The following is a 24,337-nucleotide window of genomic DNA, read 5'->3' on the forward strand; positions in this document are numbered from 1 at the left end:
TAAGAACAAATAAAGAACATGATTTTGTCTTCTCTCGCTTCCCAAACCTCGTTTCCCGATAGAACGGGGCGCATCGTGCTCGAGCCGCCCGAGGCGCGGGCTGTGGTTTCGCTCGGCGCGCGCGATCTTGATGCGTGCTTGCCCTGGGGCGGCTTGCCGTGCGACGGGCTGCACGAGGTCCGCGGCGATGGGGCGTTTGGTTGGGCCTATGCGCTCGCCGGGCGGGCCTTGGCCGAGCGGCGCGGGGAGATGTTGCTCCTCGGGCCGCCAAGCCCCCTCGGAACCTATCCGCCCGGCCTGATCCGTTTCGGGATCGCCCCCGAGAGAGTGTTGATCGCCAACGCAAAGGCGGAGAACGACCGGCTTTGGACCTTGGAAGAATCCCTGCGGAGCGGTTGCTTTGCCGTTGTGGTGGCGGTCGTCGATAGCCGCGATCTCACGGCCTCCCGGCGGCTGCATCTGGCGGCGGAGGCGGGGCAGAGCATGGCGCTGTTGCTTTGCCGAACCGGCGGGGCGAGTGCCGCGCTCACCCGGTGGGAAGTTTTTCCCGTAGCTGGAAATGGGAATGCCCACTGGCGGGTATCCTTACAGCGCTGCCGGGGCGGGCAGTCCGCCGACTTCATCGCGGGGTGGGATCATGACGCGCTTCGTCTCTATCCAACTACCCTTCTGGGCGACTGACCGGCTGGGGTGGGCGCCCGACCGCCGCGCGGCGCTGCTGACCAAAGAGGGCACCACGCTCCTACTGGCGGGGGTCACGCCGGCGGCGGCGCGGGCGGGTTTGCGGTCTGGGCAACGGTTGGCCGATGCGCTGGCGGCTTTTCCTGATCTGCCTGTGGAAGCTTTCGATGCCGAGGCAACCGGGCAGGCGCTGACCCGCCTCGCCGCGCGCTGCCGCCGCTGGTCGCCGCTGACCGCGCCGGATGGGGAGGGGGCGCTATTGCTCGACGTTACCGGTGTCGCCGGACTATTCGGCGGGGAAGAGGGGTTGATGGCGGATATTGCCGCCGCCTTCACGGGCTTCAATCTCCATTACCGCATAGCGCTCGCCGATACGCCCGGTGCGGCCTGGGCGTGGGCGGGGTTCGGCGCGGGCGGCATTCTGCCGGTCGGATCGCTGCGCCAGATGCTCGCCCCCTTGCCGGTGGCGGCTTTACGTCTTGCGCCGGAGATCCTGGCCGGGCTGCATCGGCTCGGGCTGCGGCAGATCGGGGCACTGCTCGATCAGCCGCGCGCCCCGCTCGCCAACCGTTTTGGCCGGGAGATCGTGGCGCGGCTCGATACGGTGCTGGGGCGCGTTCCGCAGCCAGTGCGGTGGCAGGTGCCTGCGGTTGCCTACCGCGAACGAACCCCTTTCGTCGAGCCCATCGGCACGCGCGAGGGCGTGGAGGCGGCGCTCAACCATCTGCTCACCCGCCTCATCGACCGCTTGACGGCAGCGGGTCTAGGCGTGCGGCGTCTAGTCTTCACCTTGGAGCGGGTAGACGGCAGTCGGCAGGATTTCACCATCGGCACGGCCCAGGCGGAACGCGATCCCCGCGTGCTGGCGCGGCTGTTCCGCGAGCCGCTCGACGGGCTGGATCCCGGTTTTGGCATTGAGGCTGCGCGGTTGGACGCGACGGAAACAGCCGAGTTTCTGCGCCGTCAATCAGATTTAGACGGGCGCGCCGCCGCCTGCGACCGCTTGGCCCCGCTGCTCGACCGGCTCCGTCAACGCTTAGGCGAAAATTCCGTCTATCGCTTGCACCCGCAGCAAAGCCATTGGCCGGAAGCGTCGGTGCGGCGCGCTAACCCGCTTGCCCCCGTGCCGCCTTTCACCGAAACCGCGCCGCCGCGTCCGATGCAGCTTTACGCGCCGCCGCACCCCATTGAGGGCGACGGCACGGGCTATTTCGTTTGGCGCAACCGTCGCCACAGCATCCGCCACGCCGAAGGGCCGGAGCGTATCGCCGCTGAATGGTGGCGCACCTCGAACCTGCCCGCCCGCGATTATAGGCGGGTGGAGGATACGGCGGGCGGGCGCTACTGGCTGTTCCAGAGCCGCCCGCAGGATCGGCCCGGTCCTTGGTTTTTGCATGGGGTTTTTCCATGACCGCCTATGCCGACCTTCAAGTGACCAGCAATTTTAGTTTTCTGCGCGGCGGTAGCCATCCGATGGAACTGGTGGAGACGGCTGAGGTGCTGGGGCAAACGGCGATTGCGCTCACCGACCGCAATAGTATGGCGGGGGTGGTGCGCGCCCATATCGCCGCGCGCGGCAAGAAAATCCGCTTTTTGCCGGGGTGCCGTCTCGATCTTCAGGAGTCGCCGTCGCTGCTGGTTTATCCGCAAGACCGCGCCGCCTATGGCCGTCTGTGCCGCCTGCTCACGCTGGGTAAGCGCCGCGCGGCGAAGGGCGATTGTCTGCTCTGGGTTGAGGATTTGCACGGGGCCTTGACCGGCCATCAGGTCATCGCCCTCAGCGAAGCGTCGCTCGACGCGGAGTGGCTCACCCGGCTAAAAACCCTCACCGATCCGGGGGCGCTTTCCCTTGCCGCCAGCCATTTGCTGCCCGCCGAAGCGCGCGCCCGCCTTGCCGAAACCGCTGCCCTCGCCGCCGTAGCGGGCCTGCCGCTCGTTGCCGTCAACGATGTGCATTACCACAAGCCGAGCCGCCGCCCTTTACAAGACGTGCTGACCTGCATCCGCGAAGGCTGCCGGATCGAAGAGGCGGGGTTCCGCCTGTTCCCAAATGCGGAACGCCATTTGAAAACCCCGGCCACGATGGCGGCGCTGTTCCGGGAGTATCCCCAGGCGCTAACCCGGACGCTTGAGATTGCCGACGCCTGCCGCTTTTCGCTCGATGAACTTCAATATAATTATCCCGACGAACCAATTCCGGCGGGGCTAACGGCGCAGACCTATCTGGAACAGCTTACCTGGGAAAAGGCGGCGGGCCGTTACCCCGAGGGCGTGCCGGATAAGGTCCAGGCCCTCCTGCACAAGGAACTCGACCTGATCGGCAAGCGCAATTTTGCGCCCTATTTTTTGACCGTGAACGATATCGTTGAAGAAGCAAACCGCCGGAATATTCTCTGCCAGGGGCGTGGGTCGGCGGCCAATTCGGCGGTGTGTTTTGTCCTCGGCATCACGGCGGTCGATCCCAATGAAAGCGAAGTGCTGTTCGACCGTTTCATCTCCGAAGCGCGGGAGGAGCCCCCCGATATCGACGTGGATTTCGAGCACGAGCGCCGCGAGGAAATCATTCAGTATCTCTATTCCCGCTATGGCCGCGACCGGGCGGGGCTAGCGGCGACGCTCATCACCTATCGCGGGCGCAGTGCCATCGGCGAGGTTGGCAAGGTGATGGGGCTCTCGGAAGATACCACGCGGGCGCTGGCCGGGCTGGTCTGGGGCAGTTACGGAACCGGGGTGGAAGACGCGCAGGTCCGCAAAGCCGGGTTCGATCCGACTGAGCCGCGCCTTGCCGCAGCGCTGCGCCTTGCCACCGAAATTATCGGTTTTCCCCGCCATCTTTCCCAGCATGTCGGTGGCTTTGTGCTAACGCGCGGGTTGTTGGAAGAACTCGTGCCCATCGGCAACGGCGCGATGGCGGATCGCACCTTCATCGAATGGGATAAGGACGATATCAACGCCCTGCGGATCATGAAGGTCGATGTGCTGGCCCTCGGGATGCTGACCTGCATCCGCCGTGCCTTCGATCTGCTGGCCGACCGCTACGGCCTACCCGTCACGCTGGCCTCCGTCCCGCGTGAGGATGGGGCGGTCTATGACATGCTGTGCCGCGCCGATACGGTGGGCGTTTTCCAGGTGGAAAGCCGGGCGCAGATGAACATGCTGCCGCGCCTGAAGCCGCGCTGTTTCTACGATATCGTCATCCAGGTCGCCATCGTTCGGCCCGGCCCGATCCAAGGGAACATGGTGCACCCATTCCTCAAACGGCGGGAAGGGAAGGAGAAAGCCGAGTATCCGCCGCGCACATCGCCGGACGGGCGGTTGCTCGACACGAAAAACGAGCTTGAAGCCGTTCTCGACCGTACGCTTGGCGTGCCTTTGTTCCAAGAACAGGCGATCCGTATCGCCCAAGTGGCGGCAGAGTTCACGGCGGCGGAGGTGAATGATCTGCGCTACGCCATGGCGACCTTCCGCCGCCGGGGGACGATCGAGACGCTGGAAAAACGCATGGTCGAACGGATGGTGGAGCGGGGCTACGACCGGGATTTCGCCCAACGCTGCTTCGATCAGATCAAAGGGTTCGGCGATTACGGTTTCCCGGAAAGCCATGCCGCCAGCTTCGCCCGGCTGGTCTATGTCTCCTCCTGGCTCAAGTGCCATTTTCCGGCGGTTTTCGCGGCGGCCCTGCTGAACTCGCAGCCGATGGGTTTCTACGCCCCGGCGCAAATCGTCCGCGATGCGCGTCAACACGGGGTGGAGGTGCGCCCGCCCGATGTGAATGACAGTGATTGGAATTGCACCTTGGAGGCGGTAGGGGGCGATTGGGCTTTGCGTCTTGGCCTGCGGCTCATCGACGGATTGGGGGCGGAGAGCGCCGAACGGCTGGTGGCGGCACGGGCGCGCGGGGCGTTCCGCTCGGTCGAAGCCGTGCAGCACCGGGCGACCCTCAGTCGCGCTCAGGTGGAGGCTTTAGCGAATGCCGATGCCTTCGGCTCTCTCGGTCTTACCCGCCGCCGGGCTTTGTGGGCGGCGAAAGCTCTGACGGCGGAAGCGCCCCTGCCGCTCTTCGCGGCGGCGGGGGAAGAAGTGTCTCTCTTCGCCGAACCCGAACCGCACCTGCCGCCTGCCCCCCAAGGCGAGGCGGTGATCGAGGATTACCGCAGTCTCGGCCTGTCACTAAAGGATCATCCCATGACCTTCCTGCGCGACGCTTACCGCAAGCAGGGGGTGCTTTCATCCGCCGAAATCGCAGCACTGCCGGACGGCTCTCCGGTAACAGCCGCCGGGTTGGTGCTGGTGCGCCAGCGCCCCGGCACGGCCAAAGGCGTCGTCTTCATCACGCTCGAAGACGAAACCGGGATCGTCAATGCGGTGGTCTGGGCCAAGGTGATGCAGGAATATCGCCCGGTGCTAATGCAGTCCCGCCTGCTGCTCATCCGGGGCAAACTCCAGCGTAGCGATGCCGGAGCGGTGCCGATCCTGCACCTCGTGAGCGATCACTTGGAGAACCGCACCGACGATCTTCTCGCGCTGACGGGCGCGCCCGCTGCTGCGCCGTCAGGCTATCGGCCCGTCCTGTTCCGCCATCCGCGCGACGTGCAGATTATCCCGAAAAGCCGGGATTTTCACTGAACGCGACCGAAGGTCGACCGGCGCTTTTCCGCTTTCCCCCTTCGGTCAAAAGCAATCGCGCCTCAGGTTATTTCCTTGGTCTTGGCATGGAACCCGAATGTCACACAGAAATCGTGACCGCGTGAGGGGACCAATTCACGGGCAACCGCGTTAGAGTCGATGAAAGTCGGTTACGCGCGGAGGACCAGCAGATGCAGACGGCACTTGGGCATTGGATGAATCTTTGGGCATCGGGGTTGGGCATGCCGCAAACTGGCGTCAAGCTCAACGAGACGATGGTTGCGGCGAAGTCCGTGATCGAAAGCCGGACCAACACTATGGCCGCCGCCGTGCGCGATCCTCTGAACGGGGATTACGCCGAATTAAGCCGCATGGTCCTGGAGAAGGGCGCGGCCTTCGCGCTCTCAGCTAAAGCTGCTTCCGGCGATCTCCAGGCCATTCAAAAAGATCTGTCGGCCAATAGCCAGCTTCTGACCCAGATCGCTTCGGGCCGACGCCTGCCCATGCCGATGGACATGCTGGCCCTATTTGCACGGTCCTCCCGGATTATGCGCCGAACCATGGCGGCTGGAGGGAATGCTTTGGCACCGATCCACCGCCGGGTAGTCGCGAACGAAAAGCGGCTCAAGCGCAAGCGATAGTCGGGTTATCGCAGGGGAGGGCAAATCTTCTGCCGAAAGAAACGAAGGTTTCAGCGCCGAGCCTATTGCCCGCGAAGGCCATCCTGCGGGCTGCCGAAAAACGGCTGCTGAGGGCTTTATACGCATCCCATGCGGGATTTCAGTGTGGCGCGGGGAAGATGTTCTAGGAATTAGAACTTCTCTAGTTAACTGATATCATTAATTTTATCAAAGCGCACACCCCTTTTTATCGGGGATACCGACCGCTTTTAGGCAAATGTTTCGGGATTCGGTGAGGTAATAATGAATAGTTAGTAAAGTTAGTGTTACGCTTTTCAGTCAGATGAACCGAGTACGTTCCGGCGATAAACCGGGCGGCCGACCGAGGAGGCTAGAGGGAATGACAGCGACCATTCGCACGAAGTTGCTGGTGGCGTTTGGGCTGACCGCCGGATTGACTGTGGCAGCGGCGGGTGTGGCGATGCAGGGGTTTGGGCGTTTGTCCGATATGCTCGCCACCATTTCCACGGAAAGCGTGCCAAAGTTGAGCTTGGCCCAGGAATTGGGGGTTAAGGCAAATGCGATTGCGGCGGCGGCCCCCTCCTTGCTCGTGACCTCCGATCAGGGGGCGCTCGCAGCCGAGCAGGCGCGGCTGATCGAATATCTTTCCGATATTGAAACGAAAGTTGCGGCTCTGCGTCCGGCGCTGGCGGTTGCGGATTGGAACGCTTTGAATGACCGCTATCGTGACCTCGCTGGCATTCTGACGACCTTAGAGCAGAATCATCGGCAGGCGCTTGCCTCGAACCGGGCCGTCATCAAGGCTGCGGCCGATGCGACGGAAAAGACCGAAGCGGCGTCGGGCCTAGTAAATCCGTTAGTGCGCAGCGCCTCCTTCACGCTCGAAACCGTGATGGAAGGGTTAGAGGCCGGGATTGTCGATAAAAACGTTAAGCCCCTCGGTGATTTCAAAACCTTACGCAATGCGCTGCAATTGCAACGGGAAGTCACCCAAACGCGGGCGCTCTTGCTGCAAGCTGCGGTGGCCCCAACGGCGGCGGCGCTGACCGATGCGAAAGCGGGTTACACGAAGTCCCAAGTGGCTTTGACCAAGCTGTTGAAAGCCATGGGCGATGCCGCCGTTTCCATCGGTCTCGACGAGGGTGCCGCCCAGATCGCGGCTGCGGCTGAAGCCTTATTCGTGGCGCGCACCGCTTATCTCTCGGAGACGGCGAACGAGGCGGCGACGCTGGCGGCGGCGGGCGAGGCGGTGATCGGGCTCGCGCGCGAGTCCGATCGGATTGCCAATGCCATGCAGGCCGGGATGGGGGCCAATATCGACGCGCTGGATGCGGGCATCGATTCGTCGCGGCTGCTGCTGTTGATCCTTGGGGCGGGCGGTCTCGTCTTTGCCGGAATCGTTGGCTGGTTCCTGGTTCACCGCGGAATCGCTCGGCGGCTGCACGCGCTGGCGGCGGCGATGGAGAAGGTGCGCCTTGGGCAGTTCGATGCCAGGATTCCGGCAGGCGGCACCGACGAAATTTCGGGTATGGCGACCGCCCTCAGCACCTTCCGCGATACCGCTATGCGGGCCGCTCAGCAGGATGAGGATGCCAAGCGGGCGCAGATTCAGGCGGCGGAGGAGCGGCGCGCAACATTGCAAGCCATCGCCAACCGCTTCGAGGCCAGCGTACAGCAGGTTGTGGGATCGGTATCGGTCGCGGCGGGCGCGATGCACCAAACTGCCGTGCGCATGTCGACCATGGCGGGCCAAACCAGTGCCCAGTCGGCAGCCGTCGCGGCGTCGGCCGAACAGGCCACGCAGAACGTTCATATGGTCGCCGTGTCTGCAAACCAACTCACCGGCTCAATCGGTGAAATCGGCATGCAGGTGACGCGCTCAAGTGAGATTGCCGGGCGGGCTGTCGGCGAAGTATCGGCCACCAATACGGCCCTCAGCGGGTTAAATCAAGCCGTGGGGCGGATCGATTCGTTTGTGAGTCTGATTTCTGAAATCGCCGGACAAACCAATCTGTTGGCGCTCAATGCCACCATTGAGGCGGCGCGGGCCGGGGAAGCGGGGCGCGGGTTTGCCGTGGTCGCGGGTGAAGTCAAATCACTGGCGGCGCAAACGGCGCGCGCGACCGAGGATATTACCGCCCAAGTTAGCGATATTCAGCAAACGGCCCAGGCCGCCGCAACAGCGGTCGGGCGTATCGGCGCGACCATCGGCGATCTTAATGAGATTGCCGCGATGGTGGCAGCGGCGATTGAGGAGCAGGAGGCGGCGACGGCAGCGATCAGCGAATCGGTGCAACAGGCAGCGCTCGGCACGCAAGAAGTGTCGAGCACGATCGTCACCGTGTCGGCGGCGGCGAATGAAACCGGCACCGCTGCCCAGAATGTTCTGCACGCCGCCGATCAATTGGGGGGCTATTCAGACAAGCTGACCCAAGAGGTCGAAGCGTTTCTAAAGGCCGTTCGGGTCAGTTAACGAAATTGGCAGGTCAGTTCGACCGGCCAACCGCCAAGCGCAGGGCGAGCCCGGCGAAAACAGTGGCGAGCAGATATTTCTGTACCTTCTGAAAGCGCGGACGGGCGCTCATGAACGCCCCGAACCGCCCGCCCAACAGGGCGATACTGCCGTTTACCGCGCTGCCGATGATGTTGAGGATCAGCACTAAAATCAGCGTTTGCCCAAGCAACGAGCCCTCGTCCTGATGCAGAAACTGCGGAAACAGGGCGATGAAGAACAAGATAACCTTGGGGTTTAGCAGATTGCCGATGCAGGCTTGCCGAAACACCAGCCACAGCGCGGCTTTAGGGGCTTTGCCATTGGCGAGGAAGGGGAGTTCTGGGCTGCGGAAGGTTTGAAACGCCATCCATGCCAAATAGGCGGCCCCTGCGTACTGCAGCAGGTCATAGGCCAGCGGCGAGGTTTCGAAGAGCTTCGCAAGGCCGAACGCCGCTGCCAGCGCGTGGAACGTGATTCCCAGGGCAAAGCCCGCGACCGAAACCAACCCCGCGAGCGGCCCCTGGGCAATCGAGCGGCTCAGCACATAAATCATGTCCGGCCCCGGCGTGATCGCCAGCATCAGGCAGGCGAGCGAAAACAGCGCCAGGGTTTCGACGGTCATGGGAGCATCCTTTGTAGGGGCGTTGTCCTCGAAGAAACATTATTGGGCTGCCGCCCAAACCCGCCCAGGGAGCTTGCTCCCCAAGCAGGTGCGGGCGGCGGCCCGCTTTAACAAGGCTCCATCAAAATTCTACTTCATTCCGAAAACAGAATGAAATTTAAGCGTTCACCTTTAGCGCGGCGACGGCTTGGGTAATCAGCCCGCCCAGGCGCTGAATGCCTTCGCGCACGCGCTCGGGCGGCGGCACCGAGAAGCTGAGGCGAATGGTGTTCTTGCCCGACCGGTCCGGATAGAAGGCGGCACCAGGCACGAAGGCGACGCGGATTTCGGCGATCGATTGCGCCAAGAGTTCGGCGGCATCCAGCCCCTGGGGCAGCGTCATCCACACGAACATACCGCCTTCCGGCTCGGTCCAGCTCACGCCGTCGGGCATGAACTCGTTCAGGGCGGTCAGCATGGCATCGCGCCGCGCGCGGTAGACCGTGCGGATGCTGGCGGCGTGATCGAAGATGATGGTTTGGGCCACTTTGAACATGGCCATCTGGTTCAGCGTCGGCGTATGCAGGTCGGACGCCTGCTTCATCAGCACCAGCTTTTGCAGCACCGGCTGCGGGGCGACGATCCAGCCGATCCGCAAGGCCGGAACGATGCTTTTGGAGAAGGTGCCGGTATAGATCACCTGGCCCTGCGCCGTGGCTTCGGTCAGCGGGCGGGGCTGGTTCAGGCGGTCGCTATCGAGCGCCAGCAGCGGCGGCACCGGCTCGCCATCGTAGCGAAGCTGGTCATAGGCCGAATCTTCAATGATGGCGATGCCGTAGCGGTAGGCGAGTTCCAGCATTGCCCGCCGTTGCGCGAGCGAAACGGTCGCGCCGCAGGGGTTGCCGAAGTCGGGCGTCAGGTAGAAGAACTTCGCCCCTTTGGCCATTTCGGCTTCGAGCGCCGCCAAATCGACCCCGTCGTCCTGCACCGGAACCGCCACGAAGGTTGGCTCGTACAGGCTGAAAGCCTGGAGCGCGCCGAGGTAGCTGGGGTTGGTAACGATAATCCTATCGCCGGTGCCGATGAACAGCTTGGCGAGGAACTCCAAGCCCTGCTGGGAGCCATTCGTGATCAGGATATTATCGGCGTGGGTGGCGATGCCGATTTTTGGCAGATAGGTTTGCGCCAGCCATTCGCGCAGGGGCTGATAGCCCTCCGACACCGAATATTGCAGCGCCGCGTCGCGCGTTGCCGGGTTCGAGAGAATCTCGTGGAAGGTTTCGGCCAGAATAGCGTGAGGGAACAGCGCCGGATCGGGAATGCCGCCCGCAAACGAAATAATATCGGGCTGATTGATCAGCTTCAGCAGCTCGCGGATTTCCGACGCGGTCAGTTTAAGCGCGCGCGGCGCAAATGCAGTGTTCCAGTCGATACTCACGGGCGAGACCCCTCCCAGGCAGGGCTTTAGAGCAAATTCCGAGCAGACGAAACCGTCTGCGTCTAGCCTTTGCTTCAAATAAAATTTTACCCTTGAGCCTTATCGAAGCCGCGCCCAGCTTTCCAGTCCCAAATTGTCTGCCCCGCCGCCGGGACAAGTTTTCCCTGCGGCGGAAACGTTGGATTTAGGCCGCGGGCCGCCGATCCAGGTCGCCCGCCATGTCCGCAAAGAAGAACTGGCTTGTGATATTCCCATGGTAATCGACGACACGAACGATGCCGGGGCTCTGGCGTTGGGCCACGCGGCACGCCCACTCCACGGCATCTTCGCGGGCATCAAAGAGGGCTTCGGGCCGGTCGGCCCCATCGGTCTGCACCTGCCATTCGTCGAAATGGGGGGCGACCCAGAAAATCGGATTATTGGATGTCCGGGACATTGTCCGGCGCTCCTGAAGATCATGAACAAGAAAGGGTGAGTGATGGGCGCATATATAACGGCGGAGTGTGACGAAAATAGGTCTATTCCTGCACATCACCCCTGCGTGGGGAACAGAAACCCCGCAAGCCGGGGTGCGCTATTGCGATGCGGTAAAGTTTTTCTGGTGATAAATTTGGCGCTAAGGCCCCCGTATTCGGGGAAGTTTAAGAAAAACTATTAACCTTCTTGACGCTTTGGCGACAGGTTCGCGAAAAAGCCAACGCCCGGTAAAACCGGGCGTGATGCTGCTGTGCAAGATGCGGCGTGGCGAGGGGCTTTGCCCACCGCCGCCCGGCCTATTGCTGGATTTTAACGGCGGTGACGATCAAGTCTTTGGAAGACGATTGATTCTTCACAATGCCGGTCACTTCCACGCGCACGTGAAGGTCTTTGATATGGGCGGCACCATTGCGCGTGGCCAGTTCCTGCATTTTTTTCAACAGGTTCTGCACGATGGTCGCCTTATCGGCATAGGCAAAGCATTTTTCTTTACCGCCCGAGGTATTGAGATGGAGCTCGCAGACCGAGTCTCCCGTCGAGGAGATTCGATCCCGAATGTCTTCGATCTCTCCGTCGATGGTGCGAACTGTTTCCATTCCGGCCCTATTGCTACCCTGCTCGGTGCCTCGGCGTCATCGACCCCCGAAGGGGTGCGCCGCCGGCCCATACAATACCTGAAAACGCGCTAATCCGAAGGGGTGTGATACCACTTACCGAGAAACAGTTAATTTATGCCGAATTTAGGCGTTGCCTCGCCAGCTTAATCTTTGCGCCATAATGATAGCGGAGATGGGCACGCAGTTCTGACCAAAGTTCCGGCCAGGCGGGATCGGCGGCAGCGCGGCTATAAGTGAGGGCCTCGCGCAGCAACCCCGACACGCGCTCCCGATCAATCCCCTGCAAGGCACCCTCGCGGTAGCGCACTTCACCGGCCACCATGGTCAGGCAGACATCGCGGGCCGAGGCGCGGTTGAGGATATTGTCGATTAGGCTGGCGTCGAGATCGAGCGACGGGCCTTCGATGCCCTGGAGCGACAGCGCCATGAGATCGGCGTGGCCGCCAACCACCAAGCGCCCGGCGATCCCGGCGAGGCCAATCGCCCGCGCGCCGTTCTCCGTCAACATACCGAATTGCTCCGCCGTGGTCGGGCGATCATCCCAAGGGCCGCCTTGGCTAATGTCGGTTACGCGGGCGAGACCGGCGGCAAGGCGCAACTCGCTCAGCATATCCTCGTCATCGGCCAGCGCCCGGTTATTCGTGCCGAGGGCAACCGGAATGCCCGCGCGCAACAGCGGCCCCAACCGGGCGATACCATGGCGCAAGCGCAGATTGGAGCCGGGGGTCGAAACCGTGCAAACCCCGCGCGCCGCCAAAAGCTCAATTTCGGAGGCGGAAAGCCAGACCCCTTGAACCAGCGTCAAATCGGGGCTCAGCAGCCCCAGCCGATCCAGCCGCGTCAGCACTCCGTCGGGGTACATGCACTGACAAACGGCCCAATCCACTTGGCTTTCATAGAGAATCATATGAAGGCCGATGCCGCGCGCTTTAGCATCGGCGGCGATTTTGCTCAAGAAGGCATCGGAAACATATTGCGGGCCGGGCAGGGCGTAGCGGAACGACAGGGTGGGTTCCGCCCCAAACTCCGCCTGGAGCCGCCCCATCAGCGCAATCGTATCCTCGGCGGACCCGGCATAGGTGGGCAGCGACGGTTCGGTCAGCAGGGCACTCAGTTCGGGCGATAGCCGGTCGAGGAAAACCGGCAGGTCCTCGCTGGGCGAAACGATCTGGCCCTGGTCCAGCGCCGACACGCAAATGACCGTGCGCAGCCCCGCTTCCAGATACCCGCGAATGGCGGCGCGCAACTCGCCCTCATAATCCCCCGTCCCCTGGCTCGCGCCTGCGTGCAAGGCGGTGGTGACGCCGTGGGAGAGCATATCGGTGGCGGCAACCAGCGCCAGCGGATAGGGATCGAGCGAGGTGCGGGCGAGCCGGACCATCAGCGCGTTATCGAGCAAATCATCACCGGGCGTCAGCGGCGCTGCGGTCAGGGCGCGCCCCTGCTGGTGGGCATTGATGAGCCCTGGCAGAATAATGCAATCATGCAGCCGTTCAACTGCAACATCGGGATGCGCATCGATCAAGCTGGTGACGAGATCGATCGCGGCGATTCTGCCCTCCTGCACAAGCACGGCAAAATCGGGCAACAGCCCTTCGGGGTCGCTGCTGGGGAGAATGTAATCGGGGGCCAGAATCAGCGATGCGGTGCCCTCCTCGCCCAGATCCAGATCTAAGGAAGGGCGGTGCGCGTCCGGGCGGACCGGCAGAGTGAGGGCGGAACGGGTCATCGACACACACGCATCCTTGAGACAGGCCAAAAACCGAAAGACAGAACATACTCTGCCTTATATGTCGGCGAGTTGTCCCGCTCTTTCAATCGTCTCAAGGTGTATCGGTGATCTAATCTCTCAAGCGTCGAAGCAATGATCGACCGAGGTGCCGCATTCGGCAAGGTTACAACCATAGAGGTGCAGCGAGAGCATAGGCTGCGGGCCGGGGTTTCCGATCCGGTGGACGCCGTGGGGTCCGGGGGCGGCAAAACTCGTCATCCCCTGGCTCAAAGCCCGGCCCCCCGTGGCTTCGGCGATAGGATCGGCCGCACCATTCTGGGTTACGCGCGTGCGCAGGCGGTAAAATTCTTCCGCCCCTGAGCCCTCAATGACGCCCAAAGCGCACCAAGCGCGGTGGTCGTGAATGCGCGACCATTGCCCCGGCATCCAGGCAATCGCGCAGACCGAGAAGCGCCCCTCGGGCGCTACATGCAGCAGTGTGACCGAATAGTTCTTGGGATCGAACCGGACATCGACCCCCGCGAGCAGATCCGGCTGCGCCAACAGCGGCGGCAGCAGAGCCGCGATGCGCCGTTCGACGGGCAGGCTTTCGGCGTCGCTACGGTCCAGTTCGACGGTCACGGACTGAATGAGGGCGGTAAGGCTCATGACCGGGTCTCCAGGCGGATGGACAGAGTGTCAATGGGATCGGACGACAGAATGGCGTCGCGAACCATGCGGAAGGAATCGGCCACCTGTTCGGCAGCGATGCGTGCGGCTTCCACACTGTCGCCGGCGACGAGCGCGTCGATCAGGCAATGGTGTTCGTGGCTGATTTCATCGGTTCGGTCGCGCAGGGCAAGGCCGATATGCAGCAGCCGTTCCGATTCCATCATCAGTTGCTCCAGCATCGACGCGAGCCGGGCATTGCCGGAACGGCGGGCGATGAGCAAATGGAACTCGCGATTGGAGGCAAGGAAGCTGTCGGCGCTATTGGGGTCGCCCGGCACATAGCGCGCCTGACAGGCGGCATCGAGCCGGGTTAGCTCGTCGGCGGCCACTTGGCCCGCAGCCAGGCGCGCGGCTTCGGATTCCAGCAGTTGGCGCAAGTCGAAAATATCGCGCACGTCGCGTAAGGTCACAGGGGCGATCTTCCAGCCGCGCCGGGCTTGCGCGCGCACCAGCCGGTCTTGGGCGAGGCGCGAGAGGGCCGCGCGCACGGGGGCTTTGCCGAAGCCGAAGCGCGTTGCAAGCTGCGTTTCTGACACTTCCGATCCGGGCGGCAGGGCACAGGTGATAATTGCGCGGCGGATCGCCTGATAGGCGCGGTCGCCCAAGCTTTCGCCGTTCTCATCCTGACCCAGCGTGGGAAGGGTGACGATAGTTGACATGGCAACCCCATTAACTGACATGTCACAGATGCCCCGAATTTGCGGGCCTGTCAAGCGCTACGCGGCATCACGCGATACGGGCCGGGGTATCTTTCGCAGCGCCTTGCGGGAAAACCCGGCTTCGATTGTATTTGATCTTCTCTGCTGCAGGCGGATCGGTCATCTTGGAGGCCATTCTTGGTGTGAAGGCCGACTGCCATGCTAACCCCCTTTTTTCTCCAAACCGGCTTGCTGCTGATCGTTGCAATTCTGCTGCCCGCCGGGGTTGCGACGAGCTTCCTGGGCGACCCGATGCAGCGGCTGATCGTGCTGCTGGCGGCGGCGGCGGCGGCGGGGCTCGCCCTTGCCGGGCTGGTTGTGCTTACCCGGCGTCAAGATACGGCGAACGGCAATCGCCTGGCTCGAACCGAGACGGGGGCGGCAAAGCCGATCGAAATAAAAAGCCAGGCTGGGCTTGCCTTGGCGGCAGCGGTCACGCAACGGCTGAAGCAAAATAGCGCGTGGCTGCTCGACGATCTGACCCTAGCGGCCCAGCGCCTGCGGGCGACCGGCGAGGGGCTGGCGGAAGTCACCAATTCGGCCAATCAACAGGCGCTGCTCGTCTCCGATGCCGCCGATGAAACCGCGAGCCACGGCGACCGGGCGGCGACGGCGGCAGGGGGCTTGGTGAAATCGGTTCAGCAGATCACGAGCCACATTGACCAGGCTGTCGGCGCGGCGGAAGCCGCGCAAGGCGCGGGGCAAACGGCGCAACGCACCATGGAGGGGCTAACCCAAGCGGCGGCGGCGATCAGCGAGGTTTCGACCCTGATCACCGAAATCGCCGGGCAGACAAATCTGTTGGCGCTGAACGCGACGATTGAGGCGGCGCGGGCCGGGGCGGCGGGGAAGGGCTTTGCCGTTGTGGCCGGCGAAGTAAAATCGCTGGCGACCCGCACCGCCCAAGCTACCGAGGATATCGGCGCGCAAATTGGCATTATTCAGACCGTCACCAGCGAAATGAGCGGTGTCATTGCTGAAATTCTGACGCAGATTCAAGACCTGCAAAGCAATACCAAGGAAGTGTCTTACATTCTGCACGATCATCACGGGGCGGCGGGGCAGGTAACGGCCTTGGTCGACCGGATGGCGTCGGGGGCGCGGAAGGTGCGCGACGGTATCAGCGAAGTCGGCTCGGCGGCGATTCGCGGTGGGGCCAATGTGCTGGATCTGCTGAACGCCGCCGACGATGTGGCCGACCGCTCCCAGCGCCTCCGCCTTGCAGTGGACGAGGCGGTGCGCGGAACGAGCGGGGCCGAAGAAGCCTCGTAAGCCTATTTCTCCAGCAAGGTCCAGGCGCCCGTCCAACTTTCGGGCGGCGGGGCTTGGCGAAGCGCGGTGCAGCGCATCAGCAAGCGCTGACTGGATTGATCGTTGGGCCGTAAGGTTAGGCATTCATCGAAAGCGGCCATAGCGCCTTGCCAGTCGCGCCGGTAATAGCGGCGTAGGCCCATTTCGAAATGATCGCGCAGGCGGGCGGTATGCTCGTCGAGTTTGCCGGATTCGGCGAGGAGCTCATAGACCTTCACCGCTTCCGACTTGCCCATAACCACGATTTCTTCCATCTCGCGGGTTTCGATTCGCGCCCCGGCAAGCTCGCGCGTCGCGCCAGAAATCAGCAGACGGGTGCCGAGCGCCTTATTGGCGGTTTCAAGGCGGGCGGCAAGATTGGCGGTATCGCCCAACACGGTGTAAGTGCGCGACTGTTCCGAGCCGATCGAGCCGACGATCAGCTCGCCGGTGGCGATGCCGCAGCGAATATCGATGCTCTCGATTTCGTGGGAGAAGCGGCCACTGCGCACAAGCTGGCTGACCCAGGCCCGCACCTCTTCCCGCTGCTCCAGCGCTGCCAAGCAGGCTTCGGAGGCTTGCGACATATCCATGGTGAAGGGAGGGCCCCAGAAGGCCATAACCGCATCACCCATGTATTTGTCGACGATGCCGTGCTGGTCCTTGATGGGCCGCGACATGAGCGTGAGGTAATCGTTCAGCACCGTCACAAGCTCGCTTGGATTAAGCCGCTCGGACAGGCTGGTAAAGCCCTGCATATCGGCGAAGGAGACGGTCATCACCTGCTGCTCGCCGCCAATATTCGGGTCGACCAGCAAGCTTTCGACCACGCGCGGATCGATGTATTTACCGAAAGTCTCACGGATTTTCTCGGCTTTGCGGCGCTCGGCAATATCCGCCAACATGCGGTTACAGAGTTGCTTGAGCACCGACGAGAGTAGGGCCAATTGGTCTTCGTCGCCCCGGTTGGGATCGTGCGCCGCCGCCGAATCGCGCCGTTCGCGCACGATGGCTTCGAGATCGCCCAAAACCTCGCGGCGGGCCTCCTCGTCCAGCGTATCGGCCAGCGCCAGCATTTGGCGGCGGATCATGCGCTCTTGGCGGCGGCGTTGGCGTTCGCGCTCGTCGCGGTAACGGTCGAGCGTGCGCGCATGATCCCGGAAAACCTCGACGGCAGCCGCGATCCGGCCAATTTCATCGTTCTTTGGCGCAAAAATCTGCACGGACGTGTCGCCGCGCGACAGGGCATTGAGCCCGGCAATCGCATCGTCGAGCGGCCCGAACGAGCGGCGCAGATACCAAACCAGGAAAGCGACGATCAGGATTACGCCCACGGCCACCAGAAGCCCGCTGACTAAGCCAACCCGATCGACGCGGGCAACGGTGCTGGTCACGTCCTTGACCGTGACCAAAGCGCCGACAACGCGCCCTACAGTATCTTGTAATGGAACGGAGGCGATCTGATAGTTCCGCCCGACAACGGTGCGATGTTCGATATAGCGCTGCCGGATGGGCAGATCGAAGGCCAACTGCTGGGCGAGGGCTTGATTGGTGCCATGGGCAATGCGATTGCGGAGGGATAGAATATACGCATCGCCCCCTAAGCCTTCACTGAGTTCGGCAAGCGCCCGGTCGCTATCGACGGCAGCGGCGAGAATCCCGCTCACCTGACCTAGGCTTGCCGTGACCGGCTGCGCGACGGTGATGCGGAACCGGCGGCTACTGTCTTGCTGAACGAGCGCCAGCGGTTGCGCGTCGTTCAGGGCCTGATTGATTGCGCCTACATCCAGCAACGTCGGCGGTGGAAAGCCGCTTGCGGTCGTCAAGAGAACATCGCCCGCCTTGTCGAGCACGTCCAACTGATCGATTCGCTTTGTCGCCTGGAGTCGGGCGATATCGACGGCGACCATTTGCTGAACGTCGGCGCGATTCTCGTTTTCCAAGGCGTCGGCTAATGATTGAGTGGCAAGGTCGCGCAGCGCCGAGCGGAGGTCTTGCTCGTACCGCTCAATGATCTTCGACCAGAGCAGCGACTGGGTTTGAAAGGTCTCTTCTGCCCGGCGGTCTTCTACCAGCCGTTCACGCTGCCAACTGGCCGCAACGAGACCGCCGGTCAACAGCGCAAAGGCGGTGGCAACAATCAGGACAACCCGGGTGCGGAGTAGCATGGGCGATTAGCGCTCCTGTCGAGCCGTGGGCTGAGGGCGAAGAATTTGGCCAGCCCCGACGAGGAGCGCCGGAAGACCTAAGAGCAACAGCGCAAGCGGCATATTGGACGAGGCCACCAAAGCCCCAAGACTAACGCCGATCAATCCGCCCGCCATATCCACCAGCAGCAACCCCGCGACGGGGCGCTGCGGCCGGGCCATGCCCCAACCAAGGCCGAAAACCAATAAGGCAACGGCGCAGAGCAGAACATCGGGGAAAAAGACGAAGCCCGCCAGCGCCAGCGTTGCCAGCAGAAGCCCGATCCCCAAGCGCCGTTCGGAGCTTGGTAAGACAAAGGCGGAGATCAATAAGCCGATCCCAAAGGCGGCGAAATGGGGGATGCTGGCGAGAAGGGTTCCGCTGGATAGGCTCAACACGGGCAGCGCCTGGAACAGAAGCGCCCCGGCAATTATCGAGAGGGTCGCCGGTCCCCACAGGCTGGGAAGGGTGCTGATTTCATCGGGCGCGGGGGTATCGGGCGTTGGCGTTGCGGCGCGAAGGCTATTCCAACCGTAGAAGGCGCAAAAAATCGAGGCGGCAGCAATTAACCATAGGGCGGTATCGACGCCCAAACCTTCGCCCAACACCGCGCCGATCACCGGGCCCACGGCCTGAAAGCCAAGCCCGGCGACCAGAATGATATTCGTATCGTGCTGAATATCGCTGCGGTAGCGCACAGTGAGCATGCGCCAGGCAATGCCAATCGCGATTCCGCCGACAAGGCGGCTAGCCCAGAAAACCACCGCGCTGTGGGTGGCTGCGGTTGCAACCAAGCTCAGCGCGAACAAAAGAACGCTGATCAGAAAGACCAGGTTCATCCGCTGGGGGCGGACCAAGGGGGCCATGACGGTGCCGAACCCAACCCCGACCAGTGCCAACCCCAAGGGAACGGCGGCTAGAAGCAAGGGCTCCAACCCCCCCAACACGCGGTCGCTGCCGACGACGGGGACCAGGGGGCGCACCGATTCACTGACAATCGTCAGCATCAGCATGACCCAACGACCATCCGGGCGGGTTACGATTTGCGGCGTTAAGCGGCGGCCATCGGTCGCCAGTGTAGGGAAGCGGGTTTTGGCGTCCTCCAGCATGCGCGACAGCCGATCTGCCGAGGCGGCATCAAGATCAAGCCCACGAATGGCATTGGCGGAGGCCGCGAACCGCTCGAATCGATCGGCAACTGTGCGCAGATTGGCATTCAAGCGGCGAATGGCGCGCCCCATGATTCCGGGCGCATTCGCGGCGAGGGCGGCGCTGAAATCGCCCTCGAGCACATGATGCAGCGCGCCGCCCAATTGGCTCGACGGCGCATCAATCGCCCGCGCCAAAATAAGGCGAACAACTTCGAAAATGACGACGAGGCTGGCGATAATCAGCCCTAAGGTCGCAGCGATATAAAGCCACAGCCGATCGGCAGTGAAGCTCAAATCGCTGCCGACGCGCAAAGTCCCGACAGAAGTGCCGTTCACTAGGATTGGTAGCGTACTAATGACCGGGCGCGTGAGGGCCGAAAAGCCGCCTTGGTCGTCGGCCGGCAGGCGGGCACCCGCCGAAAACAGTAACCGACCAGCCGGATCGATCACTTCCATCCCGTTGAGGGTCGGATTATCGTCCAGTACTTCGCCCAGCATATCGTTCACCCCGGCAAGCTTTTGCAGGGGAATGCCCGAGGCGACGGCACCGCTCAACTGTTTGATCAGGGAACGGCCCACTGCGGCACTGTTCTTTTGCATTTCTGCAACTAAGAGCGGCGTGACGGTGCGATTAGCGGCCCAGAGCAGGGCACCCGTTGCAATCAACAGCAAAAGACCGCAGAGCAGGGTGAGACGCAGCGAAAAGGGCTGTTTGTCCATGGGGCGGCTCACAGTTCGTCATCCAATCGCTGAAGATCTTTGGCGCGGGAATCGAGATAGGCGGCGGCACTATTAATCTTTTCTTGCGCGGCGGCAGCAAGATCGATCAGCGGGTCGTCTTTGACGTCGGGAACAGGTTCGCCGTTGAAAATCGCCAGAAGTGCGCGCGGGCGCGCGGCGGAGGCTGCCGTGAACCCCATCGTGCTGACGAGAAGAACGAGGGCGAGGGCCGCAAAAATGCCGATCCCCCAGACCGTCAAACTTTCCGAAAACTCGTCAAGGCGCTGGTCGAAATACGTCTTGGCATATTGGAGTGCGACATAGCCAACGGTGCGCTCGAAGTCGTTAACGATCGGCACACCAATAACGATGGCATCGCGTTCGACAACCGTCCAGCGCTGCCCGCCCATCATCTGAATGGCCTGCGACCAGTTGCCGGGGGCTTCTTCTCCCACCGTCCCGCGGTCGGTACTAAACAGGCTACGGCCCGTTTCATCCAACACTTCGATCGCAAGAATCTGATCATCGTCAGCCTTCTCGCGTTCAATCAACTCCTGGCTCACCCGCAGTTCCGCGAGAGGAAAGCCCAGGCCAATATTCAATTCCAGCGCTGTCTTCAAGCTTTGGGATACAAACAGAAAGCGCGTTTCCGCCAGCCTATCGTATGTTTTATCCACCAAGCTGCGATTGAGCTGCAGAACGAGAATAAAGATCAAACTCAGAAAGAGCAAAAGGGCGAAAAAGATCCGCAGTCGGAAGGTCATTATCTACCACCTCATCGACCAGAGCCGGAGAATGAATTGCCCTGATGTCGCCAGTCTATATCGTTAACCAAACAGAGATTGTCTATAAAGAATCAATTAACCCACAGGTGTAGGTCGCTCGACACTAGAGTCTCTGCCCGATTCACGTGCGCTTCTGTCTTGCCATAAAAATGCTGAAATGCCAAGTTTATGGGCGATTTTAATGTTCAATTCATAAAGGTCGCGATATGGTGATTGCCTGCCTCTTCGGAGGCTGCAAGAATTCGCTATTTAAAGTCGTGGTACACTGGTTTGGGGCATATCATGCGCGGAAGGCTGTCGTTAAAGATCGTTTTAATGTTGCAGCTCGTGTTCGGTGCGGCGCTGATTCTGACAGCCTTGCTGAACTATTTCAAATTTGAAAAAGCAGTTACAAACGTTATTGCGTCTCGGTTTGTCGTAACCGTCAACGGCCTCCAAGGTGATGTTGAGAATGCGATGAATTTGGGGCTGTCGCTGGCGGAGTTGCGGGATCTTCAGGCGCTGATCGAGCGCGAAGAGCGCAGTGACGATCAGATCCTTGCCATTGAAATCGCTGACACATCAGGAACAATCCTTTTTTCCACCGATAGCACGCGCATTGAAACGCCGCTGCCGGAGGATTGGGTTCGAACCATGTCGCGCTCTGAAGGCGGAATTTGGCAGGAAAGCTATCAAGGCAATCCCGTGCTGGGCGCAAGCTTGCGCAATACTTTCGGGCAAGTCGCTGGGGCCGTGATGCTGCGTTACGCTAAAACGGCAGTAACGCAGCGCACGACGGCGGTGCGCCCCGGACTTGCAGCGGCGGCCGTGGTTGCGATTATCGCCTGTAGTCTGTTGACGGTGGCGGGGGTGTGGTTGGTTTTCCGCAACATCATCGCGGGGTTCCGGTCTGGAGAAACTTATGTCTCCGCAGCTTTGGCCCAGGGCAATGCGCAAAACTTATCAAAACCAACGGGTGCCCTGGGTGATGACATTATTGCCCTCGTCGAAACGATCCAGCAGGCCGATCAAGAGTTGAAGCAGGCAGCAGAAAAAGCATGAACACCGATCTGGCAAAATCGATCAGTTTCCGGCTCCTAACGCTTGCGGTCTTACTGCTGCTGGCGATGTTGGCAGGATTTTCTATTTTCTCGCGTAGCCTTTTCGAGCCGCAAATTTTGCCGGAATTGGAAAAGAAGGCCGAGAAGGTCGCTACTTATGTTTTGGCCCAGTTGGACCAGGCGGTCGAATGGGGTATTCCAGTTGAAAAGCTTGCCGGCACCGATGAGCTCTTCGACGATATCCTGAGCGACAATATGGATATCGGCTTCATCACCGTCACCGATCTCAACGGCAAACGCCTGCATTTGCGCGGCACGCTGCCAACGCAGTTCGAGGCGGGGTTGACGGGGCTTGCGCGGGAAACGGTTCAGGCCAAGGCGATGACGCCGGGGCGGCTTGGAACGGTCTTTCTGACCAAATCCCTCCCCATCGAAACGAAGGCCGGAATTGTCGGCGTGCTTCATGTGGGCGCGCGGGCGGATTACGTCAGCAGCCAATTGCAGGAAGTTTATTACGATCTTGCGATCATTCTGCTCGTCTCGGCGCTGTTCACCTTTGAAATCCTACTCTATTTCGTCAACGCCTCCATTCTGCGCCCCATTCGCGATATTCACGAGTTGGCGGCGCGTTTGGCCTCGGGCTATTTCGGGCGTCCCATTGCCCCTAAAGCGCGGGATGAGTTGGGGCGCATTTCGGCGCGTTTAGATGATGCCGTTGCGGGACTCCGCAAACGATATGAGGCCTTGGCCCAAGCTGTAACGGGGTGGAGCGATGAGGCGCGGGCGCGGGTCTCGACGACGCTCGAAAAATTCGAATATGCCTTCCCGCCCAAGCCCGCCTCGATCACCACGAGCGGTCAGCAGGGTACGGCGCTCATTCGGATCGCCGTATTCGTTTTCAGCTTGGCGGAAGAGCTGACGCGCACTTTTCTGTCAGTCTATATCAAAGAACTCTTCGATCCGGTTCCGGGCCTTGCCATGGAAGTCGTGATTGGCGCGCCGATTGCGCTCTTTATGCTTTTGTGGGCGGTGGCGCAGCCGTTTGCCGGGGCGTATTCCGAGAAATTCGGGCGGCGCAAGATATTCTTGATTGGCGCTGCCTGTGCTGCCATCGGCCTTCTGGCGTCGGGGCTTTCGATCACGCTTATTCACTTGCTGGTCGCGCGGTCGATTACCGCCATCGGCTACGCCATGGTCTTCATTTCGGCGCAAGGCTTCGTCATCGATAATACGACGCGCGAAACCCGGGCGCAGGGTATGGCGGGCTATGCGGGCGGCATTCTGACAGCGGGGGTTTGCGGGCCTGCGATTGGTGGCATTTTGGCCGATCAGATCGGCTTCCGCTCCACCTTCATCCTGTCGGCGGTGCTGGCCTTGGTTGCGGCGGTGATGGTCTATCGGGCTATCCAAGAGCGTCCGATCCATTCGCAATCTGAGCGGTTTAGCCTCGCGAGCTTGGGTTTATTCATCGCCAACCCTCGTTTCATGGGCGTGGTCCTGTTCTCGGCGATCCCGACCAAGCTGGCGCTGACCGCCCTCGTCTTCTTCCTCGTGCCGCTGTATCTCAACGAGCAAGGCATTAGTCAGTCGATGATTGGCCGCGTGCTGCTGCTCTATTGGCTCGCCATGATCTTCGTGTCGCCAGTTGCGAGTAATCTTTCCGACCGCTTGGGCAATCGAAAGATCTTCGTTGTTGCGGGCGGTATTCTTGCGGCAATTGCCGGGGTCGTCGCGGTACTCAATACGTCGATCTGGTCGATGGTAATCGGGCTCACCGTGCTTGGCATCGCCCACGGCCTCGTGATGACGCCGCAGCTTGCCCTGGTAACGACGCTGTCGCACGGTCAGAAGACGCAAAAATTGAGTGAGACAACCGTGCTCTCGATGTTCCGCTTGATGGAGCGTATCGGCAATGTGATCGCGCCTTTCGTCGCGGGTCTGCTGCTGGCGCGCTACGGTTATGCCGGGGCGATTACGGGGATCGGCTATATTCTCTCGGCTTGTACCTTCATTTGTATCATCTTGTTTGTGGCCTTCCGGGAACCCGCGGCCCCTGCACAAGAAGGACGCGCTTAACATGGTGAGTTTTTCCCGTCGTCGCTTTCTTGCCGGGGCCGGTGTTGCCTCGGCCGGTCTTTCGACTGGTTTGGCCGCGCCCGCCTTTGGGCAGGCGGCGGGCGGCAAGACGTTCCGCATCGCCATTGTCACACCGCGCGAGAATATCGGCGATGTGGCGGGCTTCCGGGATTTCTTTGCCAATGCGCGCATCAAGGTCGAATACGACATGCGCGTCGTCACTAATATGGCCGATATGCCGGGGCACATCGAAGCCTTACGGAAAACGCGCCCCGATTTGATCTTCACCATCTTCACGCCGATCACGCAGGCCATTTTGGGGGCTCATGACGCGGCGGACCCTAGCAAGTTTATTACCGATATTCCGGTTGT

General features: G+C 61.6%; 18 protein-coding genes and 1 pseudogene. 9 read left to right on the top strand and 10 right to left on the bottom strand.

All coding sequences use genetic code 11. The features are described 5' to 3' along the window. Positions 1 to 75 precede the first annotated feature (75 nt). The 5 genes from ACIQ36_RS03710 to ACIQ36_RS03730 all read left to right on the top strand — a co-directional run bounded on the left by ACIQ36_RS03710 (position 76) and on the right by ACIQ36_RS03730 (position 8,421). Positions 76 to 681: an ImuA family protein gene (locus tag ACIQ36_RS03710; RefSeq protein ID WP_395826040.1), complete on the top strand. Its 606-nt coding sequence runs from the start codon at positions 76 to 78 to the stop codon at positions 679 to 681. Then, the gene (locus tag ACIQ36_RS03715) at positions 638 to 2,092 is read left to right on the top strand and encodes a Y-family DNA polymerase (RefSeq protein WP_395826042.1); all 1,455 of its coding nucleotides are present in this window, start codon (positions 638 to 640) and stop codon (positions 2,090 to 2,092) included. Before ACIQ36_RS03710 ends, ACIQ36_RS03715 begins: the two co-directional genes overlap by 44 nt. Beyond that, positions 2,089 to 5,307: an error-prone DNA polymerase gene (locus ACIQ36_RS03720; RefSeq protein WP_395826045.1), complete on the top strand. Its 3,219-nt coding sequence runs from the start codon at positions 2,089 to 2,091 to the stop codon at positions 5,305 to 5,307. Before ACIQ36_RS03715 ends, ACIQ36_RS03720 begins: the two co-directional genes overlap by 4 nt. A 191-nt stretch (positions 5,308 to 5,498) precedes the next feature. After that, complete coding sequence (locus ACIQ36_RS03725) at positions 5,499 to 5,948, top strand: hypothetical protein (RefSeq protein WP_395826047.1); 450 nt, start codon at positions 5,499 to 5,501, stop codon at positions 5,946 to 5,948. 379 nt (positions 5,949 to 6,327) lie between these two features. Further along, a complete protein-coding gene (locus tag ACIQ36_RS03730) occupies positions 6,328 to 8,421 on the top strand; it encodes a methyl-accepting chemotaxis protein (protein ID WP_395826050.1) in 2,094 nt (697 codons plus the stop codon). A 13-nt stretch (positions 8,422 to 8,434) separates the two neighbouring features. Here the strand turns inward: ACIQ36_RS03730 and ACIQ36_RS03735 are convergent, their stop codons facing one another. The 7 genes from ACIQ36_RS03735 to ACIQ36_RS03765 form a co-directional block, all read right to left on the bottom strand. Beyond that, positions 8,435 to 9,064, bottom strand: coding sequence for a LysE family translocator (locus ACIQ36_RS03735; RefSeq protein ID WP_395826053.1), 630 nt, complete (start codon positions 9,062 to 9,064; stop codon positions 8,435 to 8,437). A gap of 157 nt (positions 9,065 to 9,221) precedes the next feature. Then, a complete protein-coding gene (locus tag ACIQ36_RS03740) occupies positions 9,222 to 10,481 on the bottom strand; it encodes a PLP-dependent aminotransferase family protein (RefSeq protein WP_395826056.1) in 1,260 nt (419 codons plus the stop codon). A gap of 184 nt (positions 10,482 to 10,665) precedes the next feature. Further along, a complete protein-coding gene (locus ACIQ36_RS03745) occupies positions 10,666 to 10,917 on the bottom strand; it encodes a DUF2188 domain-containing protein (RefSeq protein WP_395826059.1) in 252 nt (83 codons plus the stop codon). 337 nt (positions 10,918 to 11,254) lie between these two features. Then, positions 11,255 to 11,554: a hypothetical protein gene (locus ACIQ36_RS03750; RefSeq protein WP_395826061.1), complete on the bottom strand. Its 300-nt coding sequence runs from the start codon at positions 11,552 to 11,554 to the stop codon at positions 11,255 to 11,257. 133 nt (positions 11,555 to 11,687) lie between these two features. After that, positions 11,688 to 13,304, bottom strand: a complete 1,617-nt coding sequence (locus tag ACIQ36_RS03755; RefSeq protein ID WP_395826063.1) for an amidohydrolase family protein — start codon at positions 13,302 to 13,304, stop codon at positions 11,688 to 11,690. A gap of 120 nt (positions 13,305 to 13,424) precedes the next feature. Continuing rightward, positions 13,425 to 13,955, bottom strand: a complete 531-nt coding sequence (locus ACIQ36_RS03760) for a hypothetical protein (RefSeq protein WP_395826065.1) — start codon at positions 13,953 to 13,955, stop codon at positions 13,425 to 13,427. Then, positions 13,952 to 14,677 carry a GntR family transcriptional regulator gene (locus tag ACIQ36_RS03765; RefSeq protein WP_395826067.1) on the bottom strand — a complete coding sequence of 242 codons (726 nt, stop codon included), beginning with the start codon at positions 14,675 to 14,677 and terminating at the stop codon, positions 13,952 to 13,954. The genes ACIQ36_RS03760 and ACIQ36_RS03765 overlap by 4 nt, the downstream gene beginning before the upstream one ends. Positions 14,678 to 14,875: 198 nt before the next feature. Between ACIQ36_RS03765 and ACIQ36_RS03770 the strand changes: the two genes are divergently transcribed. After that, the gene (locus tag ACIQ36_RS03770) at positions 14,876 to 15,988 is read left to right on the top strand and encodes a methyl-accepting chemotaxis protein (RefSeq protein ID WP_395826069.1); all 1,113 of its coding nucleotides are present in this window, start codon (positions 14,876 to 14,878) and stop codon (positions 15,986 to 15,988) included. 2 nt (positions 15,989 to 15,990) lie between these two features. On the opposite strand, the gene ACIQ36_RS03775 is transcribed toward ACIQ36_RS03770, so the two are convergent. The 3 genes from ACIQ36_RS03775 to ACIQ36_RS03785 are packed head-to-tail and all read right to left on the bottom strand — an operon-like array spanning position 15,991 to position 20,828. Beyond that, positions 15,991 to 18,174, bottom strand: coding sequence for an adenylate/guanylate cyclase domain-containing protein (locus ACIQ36_RS03775; protein WP_395826071.1), 2,184 nt, complete (start codon positions 18,172 to 18,174; stop codon positions 15,991 to 15,993). A 6-nt stretch (positions 18,175 to 18,180) separates the two neighbouring features. Further along, the gene (locus tag ACIQ36_RS03780; RefSeq protein ID WP_395826073.1) at positions 18,181 to 20,064 is read right to left on the bottom strand and encodes a hypothetical protein; all 1,884 of its coding nucleotides are present in this window, start codon (positions 20,062 to 20,064) and stop codon (positions 18,181 to 18,183) included. An 8-nt stretch (positions 20,065 to 20,072) separates the two neighbouring features. Continuing rightward, positions 20,073 to 20,828, bottom strand: coding sequence for a hypothetical protein (locus ACIQ36_RS03785; protein ID WP_395826075.1), 756 nt, complete (start codon positions 20,826 to 20,828; stop codon positions 20,073 to 20,075). Positions 20,829 to 21,062: 234 nt separating this feature from the next. Here ACIQ36_RS03785 and ACIQ36_RS03790 point away from each other — a divergent pair, with 234 nt between their 5' ends. The 3 genes and pseudogenes from ACIQ36_RS03790 to ACIQ36_RS03800 all read left to right on the top strand — a co-directional run. Beyond that, positions 21,063 to 21,890 (top strand): hypothetical protein, encoded by an 828-nt coding sequence (locus ACIQ36_RS03790; protein WP_395826077.1) that lies wholly within the window; start codon positions 21,063 to 21,065, stop codon positions 21,888 to 21,890. Further along, entirely contained in the window at positions 21,887 to 23,965 is a 2,079-nt protein-coding gene (locus tag ACIQ36_RS03795; protein ID WP_395826078.1) for an MFS transporter, read from the top strand. The genes ACIQ36_RS03790 and ACIQ36_RS03795 overlap by 4 nt, the downstream gene beginning before the upstream one ends. Before the next feature lies 1 nt (position 23,966). After that, positions 23,967 to 24,337: pseudogene (locus ACIQ36_RS03800) on the top strand (ABC transporter substrate-binding protein); the annotation flags it as partial.

The sequence above is a fragment of the Elstera sp. genome (assembly GCF_044372965.1).
Classification (GTDB): domain Bacteria; phylum Pseudomonadota; class Alphaproteobacteria; order Elsterales; family Elsteraceae; genus Elstera.